The following is a 16,681-nucleotide window of genomic DNA, read 5'->3' on the forward strand; positions in this document are numbered from 1 at the left end:
AGCTGGTCGCGGTCGAAGCCCTGATTGGTCACGTCATGTGCCACGATCAGATGCGTTTCTGTGTCGACAGGGCTCTGTTGCACCAATCGGATGACGGGCGCGGCTCCCCTTTCCCCGGCCGGATTTATCCCACGGTCTCTGTGACGGGTATGCCGAGGGCGGTGTAGCCGTTCAGGAATGAGCCATGTCGCGCCATTGGTCCAAGCGACAATGGCGAATGATGCGGACCTGGATCTCGGCGACCTGCCGATCGAAGTCCCGGGCCATGAGCCGCTGGCCCAGCAGTTTCACGCAGTGCATCTTCGTTTCGACGCGGCTTCGGCGGTGATATCCGCTCCATCCACTGCCCGGCAGGCGCATCCGCAGGATGCTGCCGAGAGGGGTCGCCAGAGTGCCCGGCCAAAGTATCTCGCGGCGCGGAGGGCCTCGTTGCGTGCCATGGCACCAGCAGTGATCACCTTCCAGGGCTTGGCGTTCCTGCGGGGCGGAATGACGGCATGAGCGCCGCGGTCGGCGATGGCGTCATGGCATTTCCGGGTGTCATACGCGCCATCTGCCGTGACGCTGCCGATCTCCTGATCCTCCGGGATCTGGTCGAGCAGATCGGGCAGCACCGGCGCATCGCCGATATGGCTGCCGGTGATCTCGACGGCCCGGATCTCCAGCGTTTGCTCGTCGATCCCAAGGTGGATCTTGCGCCAGACCCGTCGTTTGGCGCCGCCATGCTTGCGGGCATGCCACTCACCTTCGCCCTCGACTTTGATGCCCGTGCTGTCGATCAACAGGTGCAGTGGCCCCTTGGACCCGCGATAGGGGATATTCACCGCCAGGGTCTTCTGACGACGGGACAGCGTGCTGAAGTCAGGCACCGTCCAGTCGAGGCCGACCAACCGAAGCAGGCTCTCGACGAAGCCGGTCGTTTGGCGGAGCGCCATGCCGAATAGCACCTTCATGGAGAGGCAGGTCTGGATGGCGTTCGTCGGGAAAACAGTCCGCCGGACTGTTTTCCGACTCTCCTCACCGCTGAAGCTCTGCTGGCGGCCACGCCTGCCGGTCGGCACAGCCTCCCAGTTCATCTCGGGATCGAACCAGATCGTCAGCGAGCCCCGGCGCTTGAGCGCTTCGTTATAGGCTGGCCAGTTCCTGGTCTTGTAGGTCGGGGGTGTCGGTCTGCTCATGCCACCCAGCTATCAGGCTGGATTCAAAAGATGAATCCCCTCAGGGGTTTGTGCAACAGAGCCCGCCGGAAGCGTAAATAGGCCACCATCCACTCTCACTGTGACTGTCTGCCTTCCTATAGCATCACGCTGGACGCTTCCCGTCCCCCACCGGCCTAATACCGGCCATTCGCGGATAGCGCAGCGAACTTCCGCTTCCCGCCCACCTGCACCCGACTTCGCAACTGCGGCGCAAATCGAGCAAGTCGGCTAACGGCAGCTTAGACCGGCGTCCGCTCTTGGAACTTGGACGCCCCGTTTACGCCGCAGACTTCCGTGTCCGTCCGGTTCGGGTAAGCTGCACCTCACCTTAGTGAAAGGCGATTTTGTCAATGGCAGGTGCTGGGCCGTTCGTGTTGCTTGAGCGCCCAGGTCTGCGTCAGGGGCAAAGTTCGCTCCCTGCGATCAGCGGCTACTTCGAGGCTTCGGCGCGCATTGCTCCTATGCCGGAGGGGAGCTGGTGCTCAGGGCGGCTGGTATCGCCGCCCAATAACTGCGCGGCCAGGTCACCGAGCCCATTCACTCTGAACGATCAAGCTGAGCGATCCCCCTCAACCTCGTCCTGTGCCTGAGCTTGCAGCCATTCAGTCATAACCCTCCGCACCACTTCCGGTCGGGAAGGCAAATCTTCCTGGAGCCGCCGATAATCGTCGATCGCCTTAAGCATCTGACGATCCATGCGAATTGTCACCGGCTCGGTGTCCAGTTTCGGACGTCCCATCTTAGCCATTTCGAATCTCCCTCAAGAAACCACTTGACTAAATGACATCACAAATCTAAATTGTCAAGTACGACGGGAGCTACAACCTTCCCGCCGTACTCTAACCCCAACCGATCATACGGAGATCGATCATGGCTGACACCTGCCCTACCACGCGCCTTGGCGCGAATGAACCCGCGCACTTTCGTCATTCGCCCGTTTCGGGCCATTTCTCGCACTTGCTCGCCGCTCTGGCCGCTGCGATCGAAGCTGAGCGTGACATCGAGAACGGCCTCTGGTCGGATCCCGGTTTCGATCATTGGCTGAAGCAAGCGGAAATTGGGTGGGAGAATGCCACCGGTCTCTGCTGCTCCGTCATCGACGCGCCAGCCACCCGCGCCAGCGACGTCCCGCTGCAGAGTTTCGCGCGCCACCTCCACTGGACGCTCGGCTGCGAGACGGCCGCGGAACTGCGGACCGCACGGCAGGTCGTGTCGGGTCACCTGGATCTTTTCTCCTGGAACGGAAGTGGCCCGGAGGAGCGGCGCGTCGCGCAGATGCTCGCGCGCGGTCGGCAGCAGTTCGACGAGGTCTGCATGCTCGACATGCTGAACCCGGTTGAAGCCGTGGCCTCCCCGGAGGTTTGCTCCGAAGACCAGCCCTTCGCCGCCTGATCTCTGCAAAATCGTCCCGGCACCATGATGCCCTGCCCCGTTCCGGGACAGGGCCTGAACAGCCGTGCCCACGTTCTCAGCCGACATATTCTCGGAGGTCCAGTAATGGCTCATCCCGCACACACTTCGCTCAAACCCGTCCCTGTTCGCCCGCATATCTACATCGGTGCGTCCCGGAACAAACTGTACCTGCCGCGTGGTTCCCGGAATCTCTCCCCGGAAGGCTGGTCCCGCGCCTATTCCGGGCCAATCAAGGCGGAGTGGAAAGCACTAGCCCGGAGCAAGGGCTTCGATCTGGTGCGCCGGATCAGGGACAAGTCCCACATTGTCTTGCGATGCCACACCTGCGGCGCCTTGACTGCGCAGAAGCTCTTCACCCTGCGCACCTCTCAGCCAGCTTGCGCGGGCTGCAGGCATCGCACCATCGTGGCGATGGCGCATAAGGCTGGCTTGGAATTTCAGGGCTACGACCCGGACTATCATAAAATCGGCATCTACCGCGCGGTGTGCAGCCACACCGTGCGCCGACAGTTCGGACAGATCGAACGTATCGCAAACGGCCATTGCAAGCTGCGCTGCGAGACCTGTCATTCCGGGAAAGAAGCTGAGGAAGCTGCTGACCGTGGGTGGCAGCTACTGGGGAGCGATCCAGCGGGCAACCCAAACTACCGAGTCTATCAGCACGGCTGTGGGCACAGGCAGCGGGTTGCCCGCGCGAACATGCAAAGCGGCCGCTTTCAATGCACGGCATGCGGGGAGGGGTGGGCCACAGCGCCAAGCAACCTCTACGCCATTCGACTGGAGCTTCCGACGGGACTGAAGGTGGTGAAGCTCGGCTTCTCGCGCGAGCCGGTGTCGCGGCTGAGGTATCAACTGCTACTTCAACCCGGAATCCAGGCAGAGCTTTTGCGGACCGTTCCGCAGGCTACCGGCCACGCCGCGCTGTGTCAGGAAAAGGCCTTACACCGTGCGCTGAAGAAGTCTCATCCCGACGCGATCATTCCATACAGCCATTTCCAGGACTGGCTGTCGGTCAAGACCGAGATCTACGGGATCGAGATCGAGCCGCTCATTCTGAAGCTCCTGAACGAAATCCGGAAAGTATAGCGGCCCTAGCGTAGCCTGGTTCCGGAACAGTCCTGTCTGGCCCCAGAACTGCCACAGCGGCTCAGCCGGTTCTCCCGGAAGCGAAACCCGCACGCCACAGTGTGCGGGACGCCCCGGCCCGCGCCGTGCCCCCAACATCCCGGACAGCGCCAACTCTTCCCCCCTGATCCTGCCCAAGCCCCATTCCGGATCGCGCGCCTGAACCGGGCGCCATGATCCGTACAGCATGGAGACGCCAATGACCCAACCTTCTTCCCAATCTCCCCTTCCAAAGAAAAATGGCGCGAAGCGCCCCGAGTGGTGGGCCTTCGCCCAGAACTGCATCGCGCGCCTGCGCGCAACCGAAACCGACATCGTCGATCTTGAACGGCGCGCCACGGCTCGCGACGCCGCCGCTGTCGACACTCTGATGGAGTATGAAGGCGGCGACAGCCCGAAACCGCCTTCACGCTTCGCGGCCTCCGGGACGCCCTCTGCCGCTGAGCTCATGGGGATCGCCACCAGCACGCCACATCTGCCACCAGAAGAGTGGGACGCTATTGCGGCAGACGGCGGCGATCCCTTCGCCACCGCTGCGAACGGCAGCACCCGTCCCGCGATCACGCTCCCCCTGCCCGACGTGATCCTGCTCACGCGCCTCGCCGCAACATTCCGGAATGCGGAGGGCTGGGAGGCGAGCCTCCGACCCGGAGCGATGACGGTGATCATTGAGCTCGAACCAACTCTCTACCTGGGAAAGCTACTGACTGGCGCCATGTTGCCGGAGGGCTGGTCGACCCACAGCCGGGCGCCCAAGTCAGCGTCGAACCCGGTGCTGCAGCTGCCTGACAGACCCATTATGGAAAAGGAGCTGGAGCGCTGCCTTCACCATCCGGCGCCGATCCTGCTGCCAGTCCGGCGGCAAGAGGATCTGCCGGCTCTCTTCAGCACCGGCGAGACCGGCGCGCGCGTTTTGGTCCTGGAAAAGCTGAATGCCGATATCCTGCTCTTCGCCCTGAGCGTTTGTCATAGCGCGACCGGCCGGATCGACGAAGAGAAGGTTCGGGCAATGTTGCCCAATGACGAACGCCTTGCCACCTTAGAGGCAGGACATGTGGCCATGGCGTGCCGCGCGCCAACGGCTCAAGAGGTTGCCAAACGGATCTCGCTGATGACCAAGACGGCGTCCGCCGGCGAGGTCGCGCGGGAGCGCCCCGGCCCAGACATCATCGACGGCACCACGCCCGCTCACCACGCTGTCCGGAACATCGTGGCGGATCTAGCGGCGTGGCAGGCTGGCGATCTGAACTGGAGCGAGATGTCACGCTCGCTCCTCGTTCATGGCGCTCCGGGGACGGGCAAGACCTATCTTGCCCAGCAGCTGGCTGAGGCCGCTGGCGTCGCCTTGGTCGAGGGCAGCTTTGCCGACTGGCAGGCTGCCGGACATCTTGGACTTATGCTTGCCGCGATGATCAAGTGCTTCGACGAGGCTGTCGCGAAAGTGCCCTGTGTGCTGTTTGTTGATGAAATCGACGCGGTCGGGTCGCGCTTTGGCGGCGATCAGCACGGGATGAGTTATCGCACGCAAGTCGTGAACGGATTCCTCCAGCAAATCGACCGGCTGGCCCGCACCCCGGGCTTGATCCTAATCGGGGCCTGCAACCAGGTCAGCAGGCTTGACCCTGCCATCACGCGACCCGGCCGCTTTGACCTGGTCCTGCGGATGCCACTTCCGTCGATCACGGACATTAGGCGCATCATGGCCAAGGTGCTGGCGGATAAGCTGCCCGAAGACAAGATCGACACCCTGGCCCGAGCTGCCGTCGGCAAGACACCCGCCGAACTCGACGCCGCATTGCGTGCCGCTGCGGCCGACGCGCGGCGGCAACGGCTGCCGATGTCATCCGACCTGCTGCGCCGGCACCTCGGTATCGATCAGCCCACCCCGGAACTGCTCCGCCGTATCGCAATTCATGAAGCCGGTCACGCGCTTTCCGCCGAGCTGCTGATGCCGGGATCTGTCGTGAAGCTCAGCCTCTCTGACCGCGACGGTCGGACCGAACGCCGTTCGATCTTCGTCGAGCTGACGGTCGAGGAGATCGAGAACGAACTCCTGATCCTGATGGCCGGTCGCGCGGCCGAGCGGCTGGTTCTGGGCACGATCTCCGGCGGCGCGGGAGGAGACACGGAAAGCGATCTTGCTCTTGCGACTGGGCTAGTCCTGCAAATGGACCGAGAACTCGGCGTCGGCTGCAACGGCCATAGCTGGTTGGGGCCAGCCGACATGCACAGGCTGACCGAGCAGGAGAAGCAGAGGCTGCAGGCAAAACTGGGTCAGGCCATGAACCACGCTGCGAAACTCCTCACGCCACACATCGACCAGCTACGTGAAGTGGCAGCCGCGCTCATCGACGTCCGTGAGCTCCACGGCGCGGCAATGAGGCGGCTGATCGCCGAACCGGAGCGAGAACCGCCACTTAGTCCTAGCTAACCTCCAGGAACCGCTTGGCCCATCCGACCAATCTCGGTACCCTGCCCCTGTGTGCTACAACTGTAGCACATCGACGTAACACAGACAGCGACCCGCGCAGCGCAAATTCCAGCGTTTTCAAAGCCTTAAAACATAGCTGAATTTAGCTCCGCGCCCTACCGCCGGAGCCAAAAATCTCTGAAAATGCAGAGATTTACGAGCAAGCCCCCGCAAGGGGGCTTTTCTCGTTTTGGCGTCCTCCTTGCACTCGTCGCACGAAAAACGCGCGCGCCTATCGGACCTGCGCCCCATGAATGCCTCACATCCCGTCTCGATGCTGGTACGTCCGACCTGCCTCGCACTTGCGGGGATGCTTCACGATCCCCCACCCGTCCTTTTCGAGACAATCTTTGATCCGGTTCAGTTCGCGACTGAAGGTCGCCCCATCAGCGGCAAGCGATGCACGTCGGCTTCGTGCTGCTCTGCGGCCTTGCGCAGCGCACCGAGCAATTCCTGCGGCGAGCCCGGCCACGACCCCGCGGTCTGATGCGACGGGGAACAGACCATGCCGTCAATTCGGCCCGCCGCCTTTTCCAGTTCATCCCCGCGGGCGCGGGGAACAGGAGCTCAGCCGCCTTTTCCGCCGCAGTCATCGCGGTTCATCCCCGCGGGCGCGGGGAACAGTCGGCGGTGCGCGGCGTCACCGTGGCGATGGCCGGTTCATCCCCGCGGGCGCGGGGAACAGATGACGACCGCTGTGAGTACCTACTGGACAGCCGGTTCATCCCCGCGGGCGCGGGGAACAGCGCGCCTCAAGGCGAGTGGCTGGCGCGCTGTCCGGTTCATCCCCGCGGGCGCGGGGAACAGGCCGATACAAAATGACCCTAGGTCCATTCATGCGGTTCATCCCCGCGGGCGCGGGGAACAGTCAATTCTGGGGCTGCACCGCGTCCCTACAGCCGGTTCATCCCCGCGGGCGCGGGGAACAGCTGCGGCGCTTGCTCGATGCTGGCGGACTGAGCGGTTCATCCCCGCGGGCGCGGGGAACAGCTATCGCTGATGGTCTGGAAGTAGTGGATCAGCGGTTCATCCCCGCGGGCGCGGGGAACAGTGCTGGTCCTTGCTAGATAGGTAGACGGTCTCCGGTTCATCCCCGCGGGCGCGGGGAACAGACGCTATTGCCGCACATGCGGGTCTGTTCTGTCGGTTCATCCCCGCGGGCGCGGGGAACAGTGTCCGCCGCCAGAACTCCTCGACACGGCCCTCGGTTCATCTCCGCGGGCGCGGGGAACAGTAAATCTCCAGATGCCGGGACATTTCGATCAGCGGTTCATCCCCGCGGGCGCGGGGAACAGGGCTATGGCGATGACTGGACGCCAGCACGTGACGGTTCATCCCCGCGGGCGCGGGGAACAGTCGTAGATGGCCTCCTGGATGGCGTCGTATGTCGGTTCATCCCCGCGGGCGCGGGGAACAGCCGCGAGCCGCGAGGAGGCCATGGCGCAGGTACGGTTCATCCCCGCGGGCGCGGGGAACAGTAGAGCAGCCCGTTGAATTTATCGACGATACTCGGTTCATCCCCGCGGGCGCGGGGAACAGTTGCTGTACTCCGCCTGCAGCTCGACCTGCTGCGGTTCATCCCCGCGGGCGCGGGGAACAGGCCGCCGCCTGGCTCAAACGCCGGGTCATGTCCGGTTCATCCCCGCGGGCGCGGGGAACAGTTGCGCACCAGGCGATAGATCGCCAGGCGCCCCGGTTCATCCCCGCGGGCGCGGGGAACAGCCGCCGACGCGCTGGCCCTTGAGTGCTCCGGCCGGTTCATCCCCGCGGGCGCGGGGAACAGTCTTCCTGTAGGGCTTTGATCTACCTGATGTTTTACAATGTCAAAGAGCGTACCGATTTTTCGGTGTATCGTTCCGGGCCTCAGCCGCGTTTGTCGGGGAAGAAACTCACCAGCTTCAGCCCGTCGAAATCCACCGGAAGACGCCGGTTTTTCCCGGTGGTGAGGAAATCATATCCCTGATCCGTCGGCGCCTTCCAGACCATCACCGCGTCGCCCTGGTCGATCCCGGCCAGCACCTGATCCCAGATCATCTCTCGGGTGCGGACGGAATAGTCGCCGACATAGACCCCCGCCCGCAGCTCGACCAGCCAGGCGGCGAGGCGCCCGCGCAGCCGCGGGGGCGCATTGGCGACCACCACGACCAGCATCTAGCGATGCCCCGCATCGCCCGAGGGCGGCGCATCCGGGAAGGCCGGGGCGACGCTGTCGGCGGGCGGCTCGGGGCGCGGCAGCTCGCCCGCCGAAAGCACCTCTTCGATGGCCGGGATGATCCGCCCCAACAGCCCGCTGCGGCGGAAGACATCGCGGCAGGCCAGGCGCACGGCGCGGTCGGGCGACATCTCCAGCTTGCCCCGGGCCGCCTGCCCCGCGATCCGAAACGCTTCCGGAACGACGGTCTCGAGCTTGTAGAGATCGGCGATGTCATAGACGAAGGACAGCGGCTTGCCACTGTGCAGCATGCCGATTGCCGGCGCATATCCGGCGGCCAGAACGGCGGCTTCGGTCAGACCGTGCAGGCAGGCCGTCGCAGCGGACAGACAGCGGTTCGGCACATCGCCCGCCTCCCAATCCCTGGGGTCGTAGGACCGGCGCCGCCAGGCCACGCCATATTGCTGCGCCAGCAGGGCATAGCTTTCGCGCACCCGCACCCCTTCGATGCCGCGCAACTGGTCGATGGAGCGGCGTTGCGGCGCATCTTCGCCAAAGCGCATCGCGAACATCTTGCGGACCACCCGCAACCGCGCCGCATCATCCAGCGCGATCGCGGCCTGCCACAACAGCCGGTCCGAGCGCGCCCCGCCCGGCTGGCCGGCGGAATAGAGCCGCACGCCGCCCTCGCCGACCCAGGTGATCAGGGTGCCGACCCGCGCCGCCAGAGCAATCGCGGCATGGGAAATCCGCGCGCCGGGTTCCAGCATGATCCCCGCCAGCCCGCCCACGGGGATCTGCGTGCGGGTGCCATCCGCGTTCACCGCGACAAAAGCGCCGTCGAGCACATCGAGCTGCGCGCGTTCGACAAACACCAGCGAGGCGCGATCCTTGAGCGGGATCGGTCGTGGCGGGGCAAGGCCGGGCAGGTCGCCGGCGCTCATCGGGCCCGGCGGATTAGCATCAACCCGCAACCAAAGGCCTTGGCCCGCCCGAAGCCCTGGGCCAGCTGCGCCGCGAAAGCTGCGGGATCGGTCACCTCCAGCGTGCCCGACATATCGAGAATGCCGAATTGCGGTTGCCCCTTGCGCGGCCCGCGATGATCCGGCAACGCATGGGTGGCATAGCCCTCGACCACGACGTCATGTGGCGTGAACCCCGCCGCCGCGCCCTGACGTTCGAGCCATGCCGCCCCCTCACGCTGCGCAACCTCCGGCCGGGCCGCCGCGCGCGCCTCTGGCGGCATCGCGTGGAGCGCATCCATCACCACATCCACCCGCCCGGCGCCGCGCTTGGCCCGCGTGGCATTGGCGCGCAGCGCAAAGGACAGCCGGTCACCGGGCGCCAGAACCGGGGCGAAAGGTTTGGTTTCAAAGGGCTCGAACAGATCCATCGGCATCGGCGGACGCGCCGAAAGCGCCAGAAAGCTACCATCATCCTCTTCCCGCCACAGGAAATCCCGCGTCCGTTCGGGCCCGTCGGCGAAGACCGCCCAGATCAGCTTGTGATGTGCGTCAATCCGCACCGAGGCGTCCCGCGGCGAGATCAGAGTTGCCAAAGCCTGCGCCGAGGGTGCGCGCGAGACCCGCAGTTGAGTGAGATAAAGCGTCATGCCGCGCCCCCCTTTGGCGCGATGTCGACTGCCCTGCGCGCCACATGGCGCGGGGCGAAATGCCAGCGCGCCCGATCCACGGGCAGATCATGGACTTCCTCGCCGTGATCCGCCGCCTCCAGCAAGACCCGCGCGCGCGCGCCCTGCCGCCAGGGCGGCAAGACGATCTGCGTCAGCGCGGCTTCGGGGCTGTCGGCCGTCACGACATTCGCGCCAAGCGGAGCACTGAGGGGGCAGGATTTGCGCCCGAGGTATAGCGTGAAGCACGGTGCGTGCAGCGCCGCCCGCAGCGGCTCCAGCGCCCCGCCCCAGACCGCGATGCCATAAAACGCCCCCGCGCGGTAATCGCGCAGGGTGATCGTGGTGTTGCTGCGCCCCCGCGCCTGCGCCAGAGCCTCGGGGCGGGAGTTCGGCTGTTTCACCACCGCCGAGGGCACCGTTTCCACCGTATGATAATCGCGCAGCCCCGAACCTTCATCAAACACGGCAACAGCCATTAAAAGCGCATCGAGCGCCGAGAAATCCCCGTCGCGCCGCACCCCCAACGCCGCGCCCAGAAGCCCCAGCACCGCCGAGCGCGCGGGCCAGGACAGAGAGCCGCGTCGTTCATGCCCGGCCAGTTCGCCCATGGACCCGAGCGTGGCCGAGAGGCCAAACACCAGATAGGGTTGCATCACGCCTCCCGCACCGCGCGGCCCGCAAACTCCACGATCTCCGCCAGCGTGCCGCCCTGCCCCACGTGCAGCTCGCAGGCCGCGTCCCAGACCTGGCCATAGGCCGCGTCGATCGCATCGCGGGTCGATTTGAGTTCCGTGACCGAGGTTTCCAGCCAGGGCTGTGCCCTGACCGGAGCAAAGAACGCCCCCGACAGATCACGCGGGGCCTGCGGGCCGCGTTCGGCCAGGATGTAATGCGCGCGCGGGTGATGCGCGAAGGTATTTTGCTTGCCACGCGGGGTGGACTGCGCCAGCGCCCGGGCCAGCGCCTCGATCCCCCTCGCCGCCAACGCCTTGTCGCCCTTCAGGTTTTCGATCAGAAGATCGCAGTTCACGCAGACATATTGATAGAACACCCCAGACCCGAAGGCGATCTCGCCCAGATGCCCCGCGCCGGTTTCCTCGGCCTTGTTGAGATCATCCACCGCCGAAAACCAATCTTCCTCGGGCTGGGCGCTATGGGTGGTGATCGCATGCGCCACCTGCACCGCCGCGTCGCGGTTGAAATCGGCATCATCGGCCAGCATCCGGCCGAACATGGCGATATCGACCGCCCCGTCGGCATGGCGCAAAACGGCCTTCTTCAGATCCTTGTCCTTGGGCAGGGCCTCGCCCGCGACGGCCTTTGTGGCCAGGTCTTCGGCCAGCGCCCATTCCTCGGGCGAGATGAAGGCCAGCGTCGTGGCGACCCGGGTCTCTTCGCCCTTCTTGGGCGCGTCGAGCTTACCGAAGATCGCCGCCACCTGCTCGGCCGCGGCCCGCGCCGCGGTGTCGGACGCACCACCTTCGATCAGCATGCTGACCAGCCGCTCATAGAGCCGCTTGGTCCGCACCCCCATGTTGCCCTGCAGATCGAGCGCGAAAAACGCGCTTTCCCGCAGTGCGCGCTTGACCGATTGCGACGACATCCGCAGCCGGGGCACCCCACCCACCATGGCCTGTTTCGGTCGCCCCTGATCGTCTCGGTTGGGGTTCGAGGGGCCATAGCTCGTCAACAGGTGGAATTGCACAAAGGTCGTCATTCGGTTGTCTCCTTGACTGCGTCGACGGGGGCCTCGGCCCCGAAATAGTGAAAACACCAACGGGTGCGGGTCGCATCGTCCCAGCGCCAAAGATCGGTGGCCAAAGCTGCGACATTGCAACGCCGCTCTGCCATCGCGATGGCCCGGCGCAACAGCGCGTCCCGCTCCTCGCCCTCGGCCCGCATCAACCGCTGAAAGCGCAGCTCCGACAGCACACCATCGCCCAACCGCCGCGCCAGCGGCGCGCTGTCATGCTCGCGGATCTCGGCCAGAAGCCGCACCAACCGTGCCAGATCCTCGGCCTGCGCGGGTCCGGCATGGATCAGCCGCGCCAGATCCTGCACCGCCCGCTCGCTCAGCGCCTCCACCGGCCCGGCGCGGCGCAGCCTGGCGGCCAAGGCACGGGCCTGCGCGCTGTCGCGGGCGCCGATATTGACGCGCCACCAGCCCAACACCGTTTGGCCGAAACTCCTGTGTGCCGCGCCCCCGGCCTCCTCGTGATCTTCGCTCATGCCGCCTTCCCCTTTTTCTCCACCGGCGGCTCAAGCCCGAGCTGCCCGAAAATTTCCTTGCCCTGCTTGCCGTAACCCCGGAACGCCGCGGCCAGATACTTGCGCGCCTGCACGATCTGCGCCATCCGCTTGGTGTCGCGCATCGCCAGTTCGGGCAGCGCCAGCGCCTCGAACTGGGTCAGAGCCTGCGCCCGCAGATCCGCCAGCCAGAGCGCGGCGACATCCGCCCCCGCAACCATCGCATCGACCCGCAGCCGAAACGCATCCTCGGTCGCGGCAAAGAACGCCTCGCGCTCGGCCTCGCGGGCCTCGCCGCCCGCCAGAACCGGCTCCAGCGCGCCGCGCAGGGCGACCGCCGCGGCCTCGGCCGCCCGCACCATGCCCTCAAGCCGCCATTCGACCTCAGGCGCGAGGCGCAGCAGCGGCTGCTCCGACCAGATGAAATCGCGCGGTTTCATGTTGTCCATCGCCCAGCCCGCGACGATCACCGTGCCCGCGCCGCCGCGTTCGCGCAGCATCAGGCCCAGTTCCCGTGTCTCGCTGGTGGCCGACCCGGCGATCACGCCCAGCCAGTTACGATAGCCAAATCGCCCGGCACGCGGATGCACCGGCAGCCATTCCTCGCCCGGCTTCATCCGGTAATAGGGGCTGAGCGGATGCTTCCATTTGGCGTAATTCGTGCCCCAGGGCCGCTGCACCACCCCGACGATCTGCCCGTCTTCCGCCACCAGGCGCAACCGGCGCGGCATCCCGAAGAATGCCTCGACCCCATAGGTCTTGCCCTCGGGCGGCAGGGTCTCGCGCCCCGCGTCCGAAACCCGCGTGGGTCGCATCCACGGCAGGTCCTGAACCTCTCCCGGCGCCCCATAGGGCACGTTGGCCCAGATCAGCGGCCAGAGGCCCGCTTGCGGGTCGATCAGCGTCACCAGCGGCCCGCCGCCCCGCATCGAGGTGCGGTTCCCCGCCCCGCCCGAAGGCGCGAAGGCCTGGAAGGCAAAAAGTGCCATCGCCGCGAATGGCAGATCGAGCGTGCCATAACGGCCGCGATGCACCATCAGATCGGCGTTGTTCTTCGCCGTGCTCGCGCCGGCACTGTCGATGAACAGCATGTCCACCGCATTCGGCACACCATCCAGCGGCTCCAGCTCCTGCAGAAAACGCGGCCCCTCGCCCAGCAGGTTGAAGGCGGGCGCATAGGGCGCAAGCCGCGCCTTCAGACGCGCCGGATCGGGGTCCTGTCGATCCTCCCAATCCTCCACATCCCGCGGCGGGTCGGCCAGAAACACCAACCCGATCAGCAATTCATAACAGGCCAGGTTCAGATCCGGGCGCGGCCAGTCGGGCCGCAGGATCGCCGCATCCGCGATCTGCCAGGGGGCAATCACCCGCCGGGTCCCATCGGTGCAAACCACCGGGATCCAGGCGTCTTCAATCAAATTCAGCGACATGAAAACCTCGCGCCCTGATTGTGATAAGATCATCACGCTCGCCTTCCGCAAAGGCAAGCGTCAGCATCGAAGTTCAGATTTCCCGAAAACGGGGGCACCTAGTGGACCGCGAAGAGAAAGGCGGGCAAGAGTGCAGCCTCTTGCCCGCCAGCTCGCGCAATGCTATTTTATTAATAACTTGGCGAGCCGATCAGAAGGGTATCTTTATCATCTTCTTAACGCTCCCTTGTACTTGGCCGTTGGCGCGGCTGAGTTTCTATTTTGGTTGAAAGCCCCGTGCCGTTCGGCGCGGGGCTTTTTTGATCGTGCAGGATGGACTGCCTTGTGTCAATAAAAACTTAAGACGAAGCTACTCACTTAAAAATCCCCGCAAAGGCAGGGAACAATTCCAGCTCAGTGGCTGAGATGAAGCCACTCACGGGCCATCCCCGGTCAATCCAGGGCACCGATCATCAAACCCCACCCCGGATCATAGCGCAAGCCCGGGCAGATCATGCCGTCCTCGGCCACCGGACAAATCCGCAAGGACGTGCGCTTCCAGTCCGGCCAGTCCCGGGTCAGCGCGACGATCTCGGGGGCGTCTTGCTCCGGCAGGTCGAACCGCGCCAGGCGCTTGCGACTGGCTGATACTTCGGACAAGGCCCAGCCCTCGGGTCCGGCGATCCAGGGCTGCAGCCCACCCGCCCCGGCCCGCGCCAGCACGAGGGTTTGCTGCTCTTCTCCAAGCCGGGTGGGATATTGGGCGTCGTCATTCGCCCGCCCGCCGGCACGATAGCCCGCAGCGAAATCGACGATGTTCTGCGCCGCATGGCCACGGGCGGCGGCGCCCTTGCCCTCGGTCTGGATCTCCTCGGCCTCAAGCGCCGGCGGCACATCACGCGCCTCGGCGCCATGCACGGCCTCGATCAGCGCGCGCAGGCCCGAGGGCGCGGTGATTTCCCCCACCCGGAACAGATGATCCGCGGTGCGCCACTGGTCCGCCAGCGGATAGACAAAGGCCCCGCCGCCCAACACTCCCTGCAGCCAACGATCATCCACCACCTGCGCCGGATCGGGCGCGAGCACATGAAGAACCGGCGCCGGCACCGGGCGCTGCGCGCGCGGACGTTCGGTCATATGCCGCCACAGCCGCCCGGCCCGCTGCACCAGCGCAGCCATCGGCGCCAGATCGCTCACCATCACGTCGAAGTCGAAATCGAGCGAGGATTCCAGAACCTGGGTTCCGACCAGCACCCGACCGGCGCGGCCCTTGCCGTCTTTCCCGAACCGCTCTCCCACCGCAGCCTCGATCCGCTTGCGATCGCCAAGCGCAAAGCGGGCGTGCAGCAGATCCGCCGCGACCCCCGCCGCCAGCAAAGCCTGCACCGCCGCGATCGCATCATCCACAGAATTGCGCACCCAGACACAGGCCGCCCCCCGCGCCGCCGCCTGGGCAATCACCTCGACAGCCGCATCCATCCGCCCGAGCCGCGCCACCCGGACCGGCCCCTTCGGTCCGGTCGCCTGCGGCAGATCTGAGACCCCCACGCCCCCGGCCACCGTCAAGGCCGGATAGGCCGCGCTCGGGGCCTGACCATCATAGACCGCCAGCAGCCTCGCCCGCTGGGCCAAGGGCAGCGTCGCTGTCAGCAGGATGGCCGAGCCGCCCGCCGCGCGGTGCATCCGCAACAGCGCCTCCAGTTCGGCCCCGATATAAGGCTCCCCCAACTCGTGAACCTCGTCCACGATCAGGATCTTGGACGACAGCCCGAAATAGCGCAGTGTCTGGAATTTCACCGGCAGCACCGCCAACAGCGCCTGGTCGATCGTGCCGACGCCAACGTCGGCCAAGAGGGCGCGCCTGCGGCTTTGCGCCAGCCAGTCGGTGCAGGTCACGTCGTCGGGGCTGTCGGCGCGGCTCGCTTGGATATCCCGGAACGCCACCGACAGCCCCGCGCGCCCATGTGCCAGCGTGATCCGTGGCGCGTCGAACATCCGCCCAACCACCTTGGTCGCGCGTGCGAACATTGCATCCGCAGTGGCCATCGTCGGCAGCGCAAAATATAGCCCGCGCCCCTTGCCGGCCGCTAGCATCCGCTGCGCCAGCAAAAGCGCGGCTTCGGTCTTGCCGGAGCCGGTCTCGTCCTCGATCACCGCCAGCATCGGCCCCTCCGGCAGCGGCACCTGCACGCAAGCGTCCTGCATCCGGTGCAGCTTGAAGTCAAACAGCGCGTTATTCCGCAGATCGCAGCCGCCAAGCCCCACGCCCTCAACCGCCTTGGCCGCCATTGGGCGCGTCTGCGCGAGATAGGCAGACAAGGGCATCGCCTGCGCATTCGGCGCAAACCATTCGGTATTCGACCCAATCCAATCCGCCGTTGTGCAAAGCCCCGCGAGCCACCAACCAAGTGTCTGCGCCTCCTCCAAGGACATCCCCTCGAGCGAGGCCTCCGGCCAGAGCGCGGCAAAGGCCGCGATCACCTCGCGCGCCGCGGCCACGCCGATACCGGCAAGGTCCAACGCATCCTCCCACGGGCCATGGCGGGCCAGGCGGCGCCCCATCGGCAGCGGCAGATCCGAAGGCCGCCCATGGTGCCCCGCCACCGCGGCATAAAGCGCGGCACGGCGATGTGGTGCACTGCCGAGATATGTTGCGAGCAGATCATCGTGATGGCACAACAAGACCTCGCTCACCTGCCAGTGGCGATAGCGCCCGCCTGCCGCCTCCCCGCGCAGCATCGCACGAAACCCTTCGCTGATCTTGCCCAGATCGTGCAGCGCGATCAGAAAAACCAAGGCGTCCCGCCGTGGCGTTTCAAGGCCAAAAGGCGCGATCAGCCGTTCCGCCACCGCAGCCACATCGAGCATGTGATAGACCGCGGGATGCTCCACCCCACCCACTTCGGTGGCGCTCTTGCCCGGCCATTCCAAAAATTCCCGCATGTCAACGCGCCCCTTCACTGCCAGCGGCAAGCCTAGGCGCAAGCCCATTCCCTTCGCAAGTTGAGGGCTATGGCAAAGACAGCAACAGGG

General features: G+C 65.6%; 12 protein-coding genes, 1 pseudogene and 1 CRISPR repeat array. Of the genes and pseudogenes, 3 read left to right on the top strand and 10 right to left on the bottom strand.

The window, feature by feature from the left end; all coding sequences use genetic code 11:
- Window positions 1–124: 124 nt before the first annotated feature.
- Window positions 125–1,178: pseudogene (locus ACN0V4_RS19950) on the bottom strand (IS5 family transposase).
- Window positions 1,179–1,749: 571 nt separating this feature from the next.
- Entirely contained in the window at window positions 1,750–1,947 is a 198-nt protein-coding gene (locus tag ACN0V4_RS19955; protein WP_417679401.1) for a hypothetical protein, read from the bottom strand.
- A gap of 122 nt (window positions 1,948–2,069) precedes the next feature.
- Between ACN0V4_RS19955 and ACN0V4_RS19960 the strand changes: the two genes are divergently transcribed.
- The 3 genes from ACN0V4_RS19960 to ACN0V4_RS19970 all read left to right on the top strand — a co-directional run bounded on the left by ACN0V4_RS19960 (window position 2,070) and on the right by ACN0V4_RS19970 (window position 6,168).
- The gene (locus tag ACN0V4_RS19960) at window positions 2,070–2,591 is read left to right on the top strand and encodes a hypothetical protein (RefSeq protein WP_417679403.1); all 522 of its coding nucleotides are present in this window, start codon (window positions 2,070–2,072) and stop codon (window positions 2,589–2,591) included.
- 105 nt (window positions 2,592–2,696) lie between these two features.
- The gene (locus ACN0V4_RS19965) at window positions 2,697–3,698 is read left to right on the top strand and encodes a GIY-YIG nuclease family protein (protein WP_417679405.1); all 1,002 of its coding nucleotides are present in this window, start codon (window positions 2,697–2,699) and stop codon (window positions 3,696–3,698) included.
- Between the two features lie 226 nt (window positions 3,699–3,924).
- Window positions 3,925–6,168 carry an AAA family ATPase gene (locus ACN0V4_RS19970; protein WP_417679407.1) on the top strand — a complete coding sequence of 748 codons (2,244 nt, stop codon included), beginning with the start codon at window positions 3,925–3,927 and terminating at the stop codon, window positions 6,166–6,168.
- Between the two features lie 573 nt (window positions 6,169–6,741).
- Window positions 6,742–7,990: direct repeats of the CRISPR family, unit length 29 nt; unit sequence CGGTTCATCCCCGCGGGCGCGGGGAACAG.
- 80 nt (window positions 7,991–8,070) lie between these two features.
- On the opposite strand, the gene cas2e is transcribed toward ACN0V4_RS19970, so the two are convergent.
- The 8 genes from cas2e to cas3 all read right to left on the bottom strand — a co-directional run bounded on the left by cas2e (window position 8,071) and on the right by cas3 (window position 16,591).
- Window positions 8,071–8,358, bottom strand: a complete 288-nt coding sequence (cas2e, locus tag ACN0V4_RS19975; RefSeq protein ID WP_417679409.1) for a type I-E CRISPR-associated endoribonuclease Cas2e — start codon at window positions 8,356–8,358, stop codon at window positions 8,071–8,073.
- The gene (gene cas1e / locus ACN0V4_RS19980) at window positions 8,359–9,303 is read right to left on the bottom strand and encodes a type I-E CRISPR-associated endonuclease Cas1e (protein ID WP_417679411.1); all 945 of its coding nucleotides are present in this window, start codon (window positions 9,301–9,303) and stop codon (window positions 8,359–8,361) included.
- Window positions 9,300–9,971 (bottom strand): type I-E CRISPR-associated protein Cas6/Cse3/CasE, encoded by a 672-nt coding sequence (gene cas6e / locus ACN0V4_RS19985; protein ID WP_417679413.1) that lies wholly within the window; start codon window positions 9,969–9,971, stop codon window positions 9,300–9,302. Before cas6e ends, cas1e begins: the two co-directional genes overlap by 4 nt.
- The gene (cas5e, locus tag ACN0V4_RS19990; protein WP_417679415.1) at window positions 9,968–10,645 is read right to left on the bottom strand and encodes a type I-E CRISPR-associated protein Cas5/CasD; all 678 of its coding nucleotides are present in this window, start codon (window positions 10,643–10,645) and stop codon (window positions 9,968–9,970) included. The genes cas6e and cas5e overlap by 4 nt, the downstream gene beginning before the upstream one ends.
- Window positions 10,645–11,709 carry a type I-E CRISPR-associated protein Cas7/Cse4/CasC gene (cas7e, locus tag ACN0V4_RS19995; RefSeq protein WP_417679417.1) on the bottom strand — a complete coding sequence of 355 codons (1,065 nt, stop codon included), beginning with the start codon at window positions 11,707–11,709 and terminating at the stop codon, window positions 10,645–10,647. Before cas7e ends, cas5e begins: the two co-directional genes overlap by 1 nt.
- Window positions 11,706–12,221, bottom strand: coding sequence for a type I-E CRISPR-associated protein Cse2/CasB (casB, locus tag ACN0V4_RS20000; protein WP_417679419.1), 516 nt, complete (start codon window positions 12,219–12,221; stop codon window positions 11,706–11,708). Before casB ends, cas7e begins: the two co-directional genes overlap by 4 nt.
- The gene (casA, locus tag ACN0V4_RS20005) at window positions 12,218–13,669 is read right to left on the bottom strand and encodes a type I-E CRISPR-associated protein Cse1/CasA (protein ID WP_417679421.1); all 1,452 of its coding nucleotides are present in this window, start codon (window positions 13,667–13,669) and stop codon (window positions 12,218–12,220) included. The genes casB and casA overlap by 4 nt, the downstream gene beginning before the upstream one ends.
- A 432-nt stretch (window positions 13,670–14,101) precedes the next feature.
- Window positions 14,102–16,591 (bottom strand): CRISPR-associated helicase Cas3', encoded by a 2,490-nt coding sequence (cas3, locus tag ACN0V4_RS20010; RefSeq protein ID WP_417679423.1) that lies wholly within the window; start codon window positions 16,589–16,591, stop codon window positions 14,102–14,104.
- Window positions 16,592–16,681: the final 90 nt, after the last annotated feature.

It is taken from the genome of Pseudodonghicola sp., assembly GCF_048268305.1.
In the GTDB taxonomy this organism is placed as follows: domain Bacteria; phylum Pseudomonadota; class Alphaproteobacteria; order Rhodobacterales; family Rhodobacteraceae; genus Pseudodonghicola.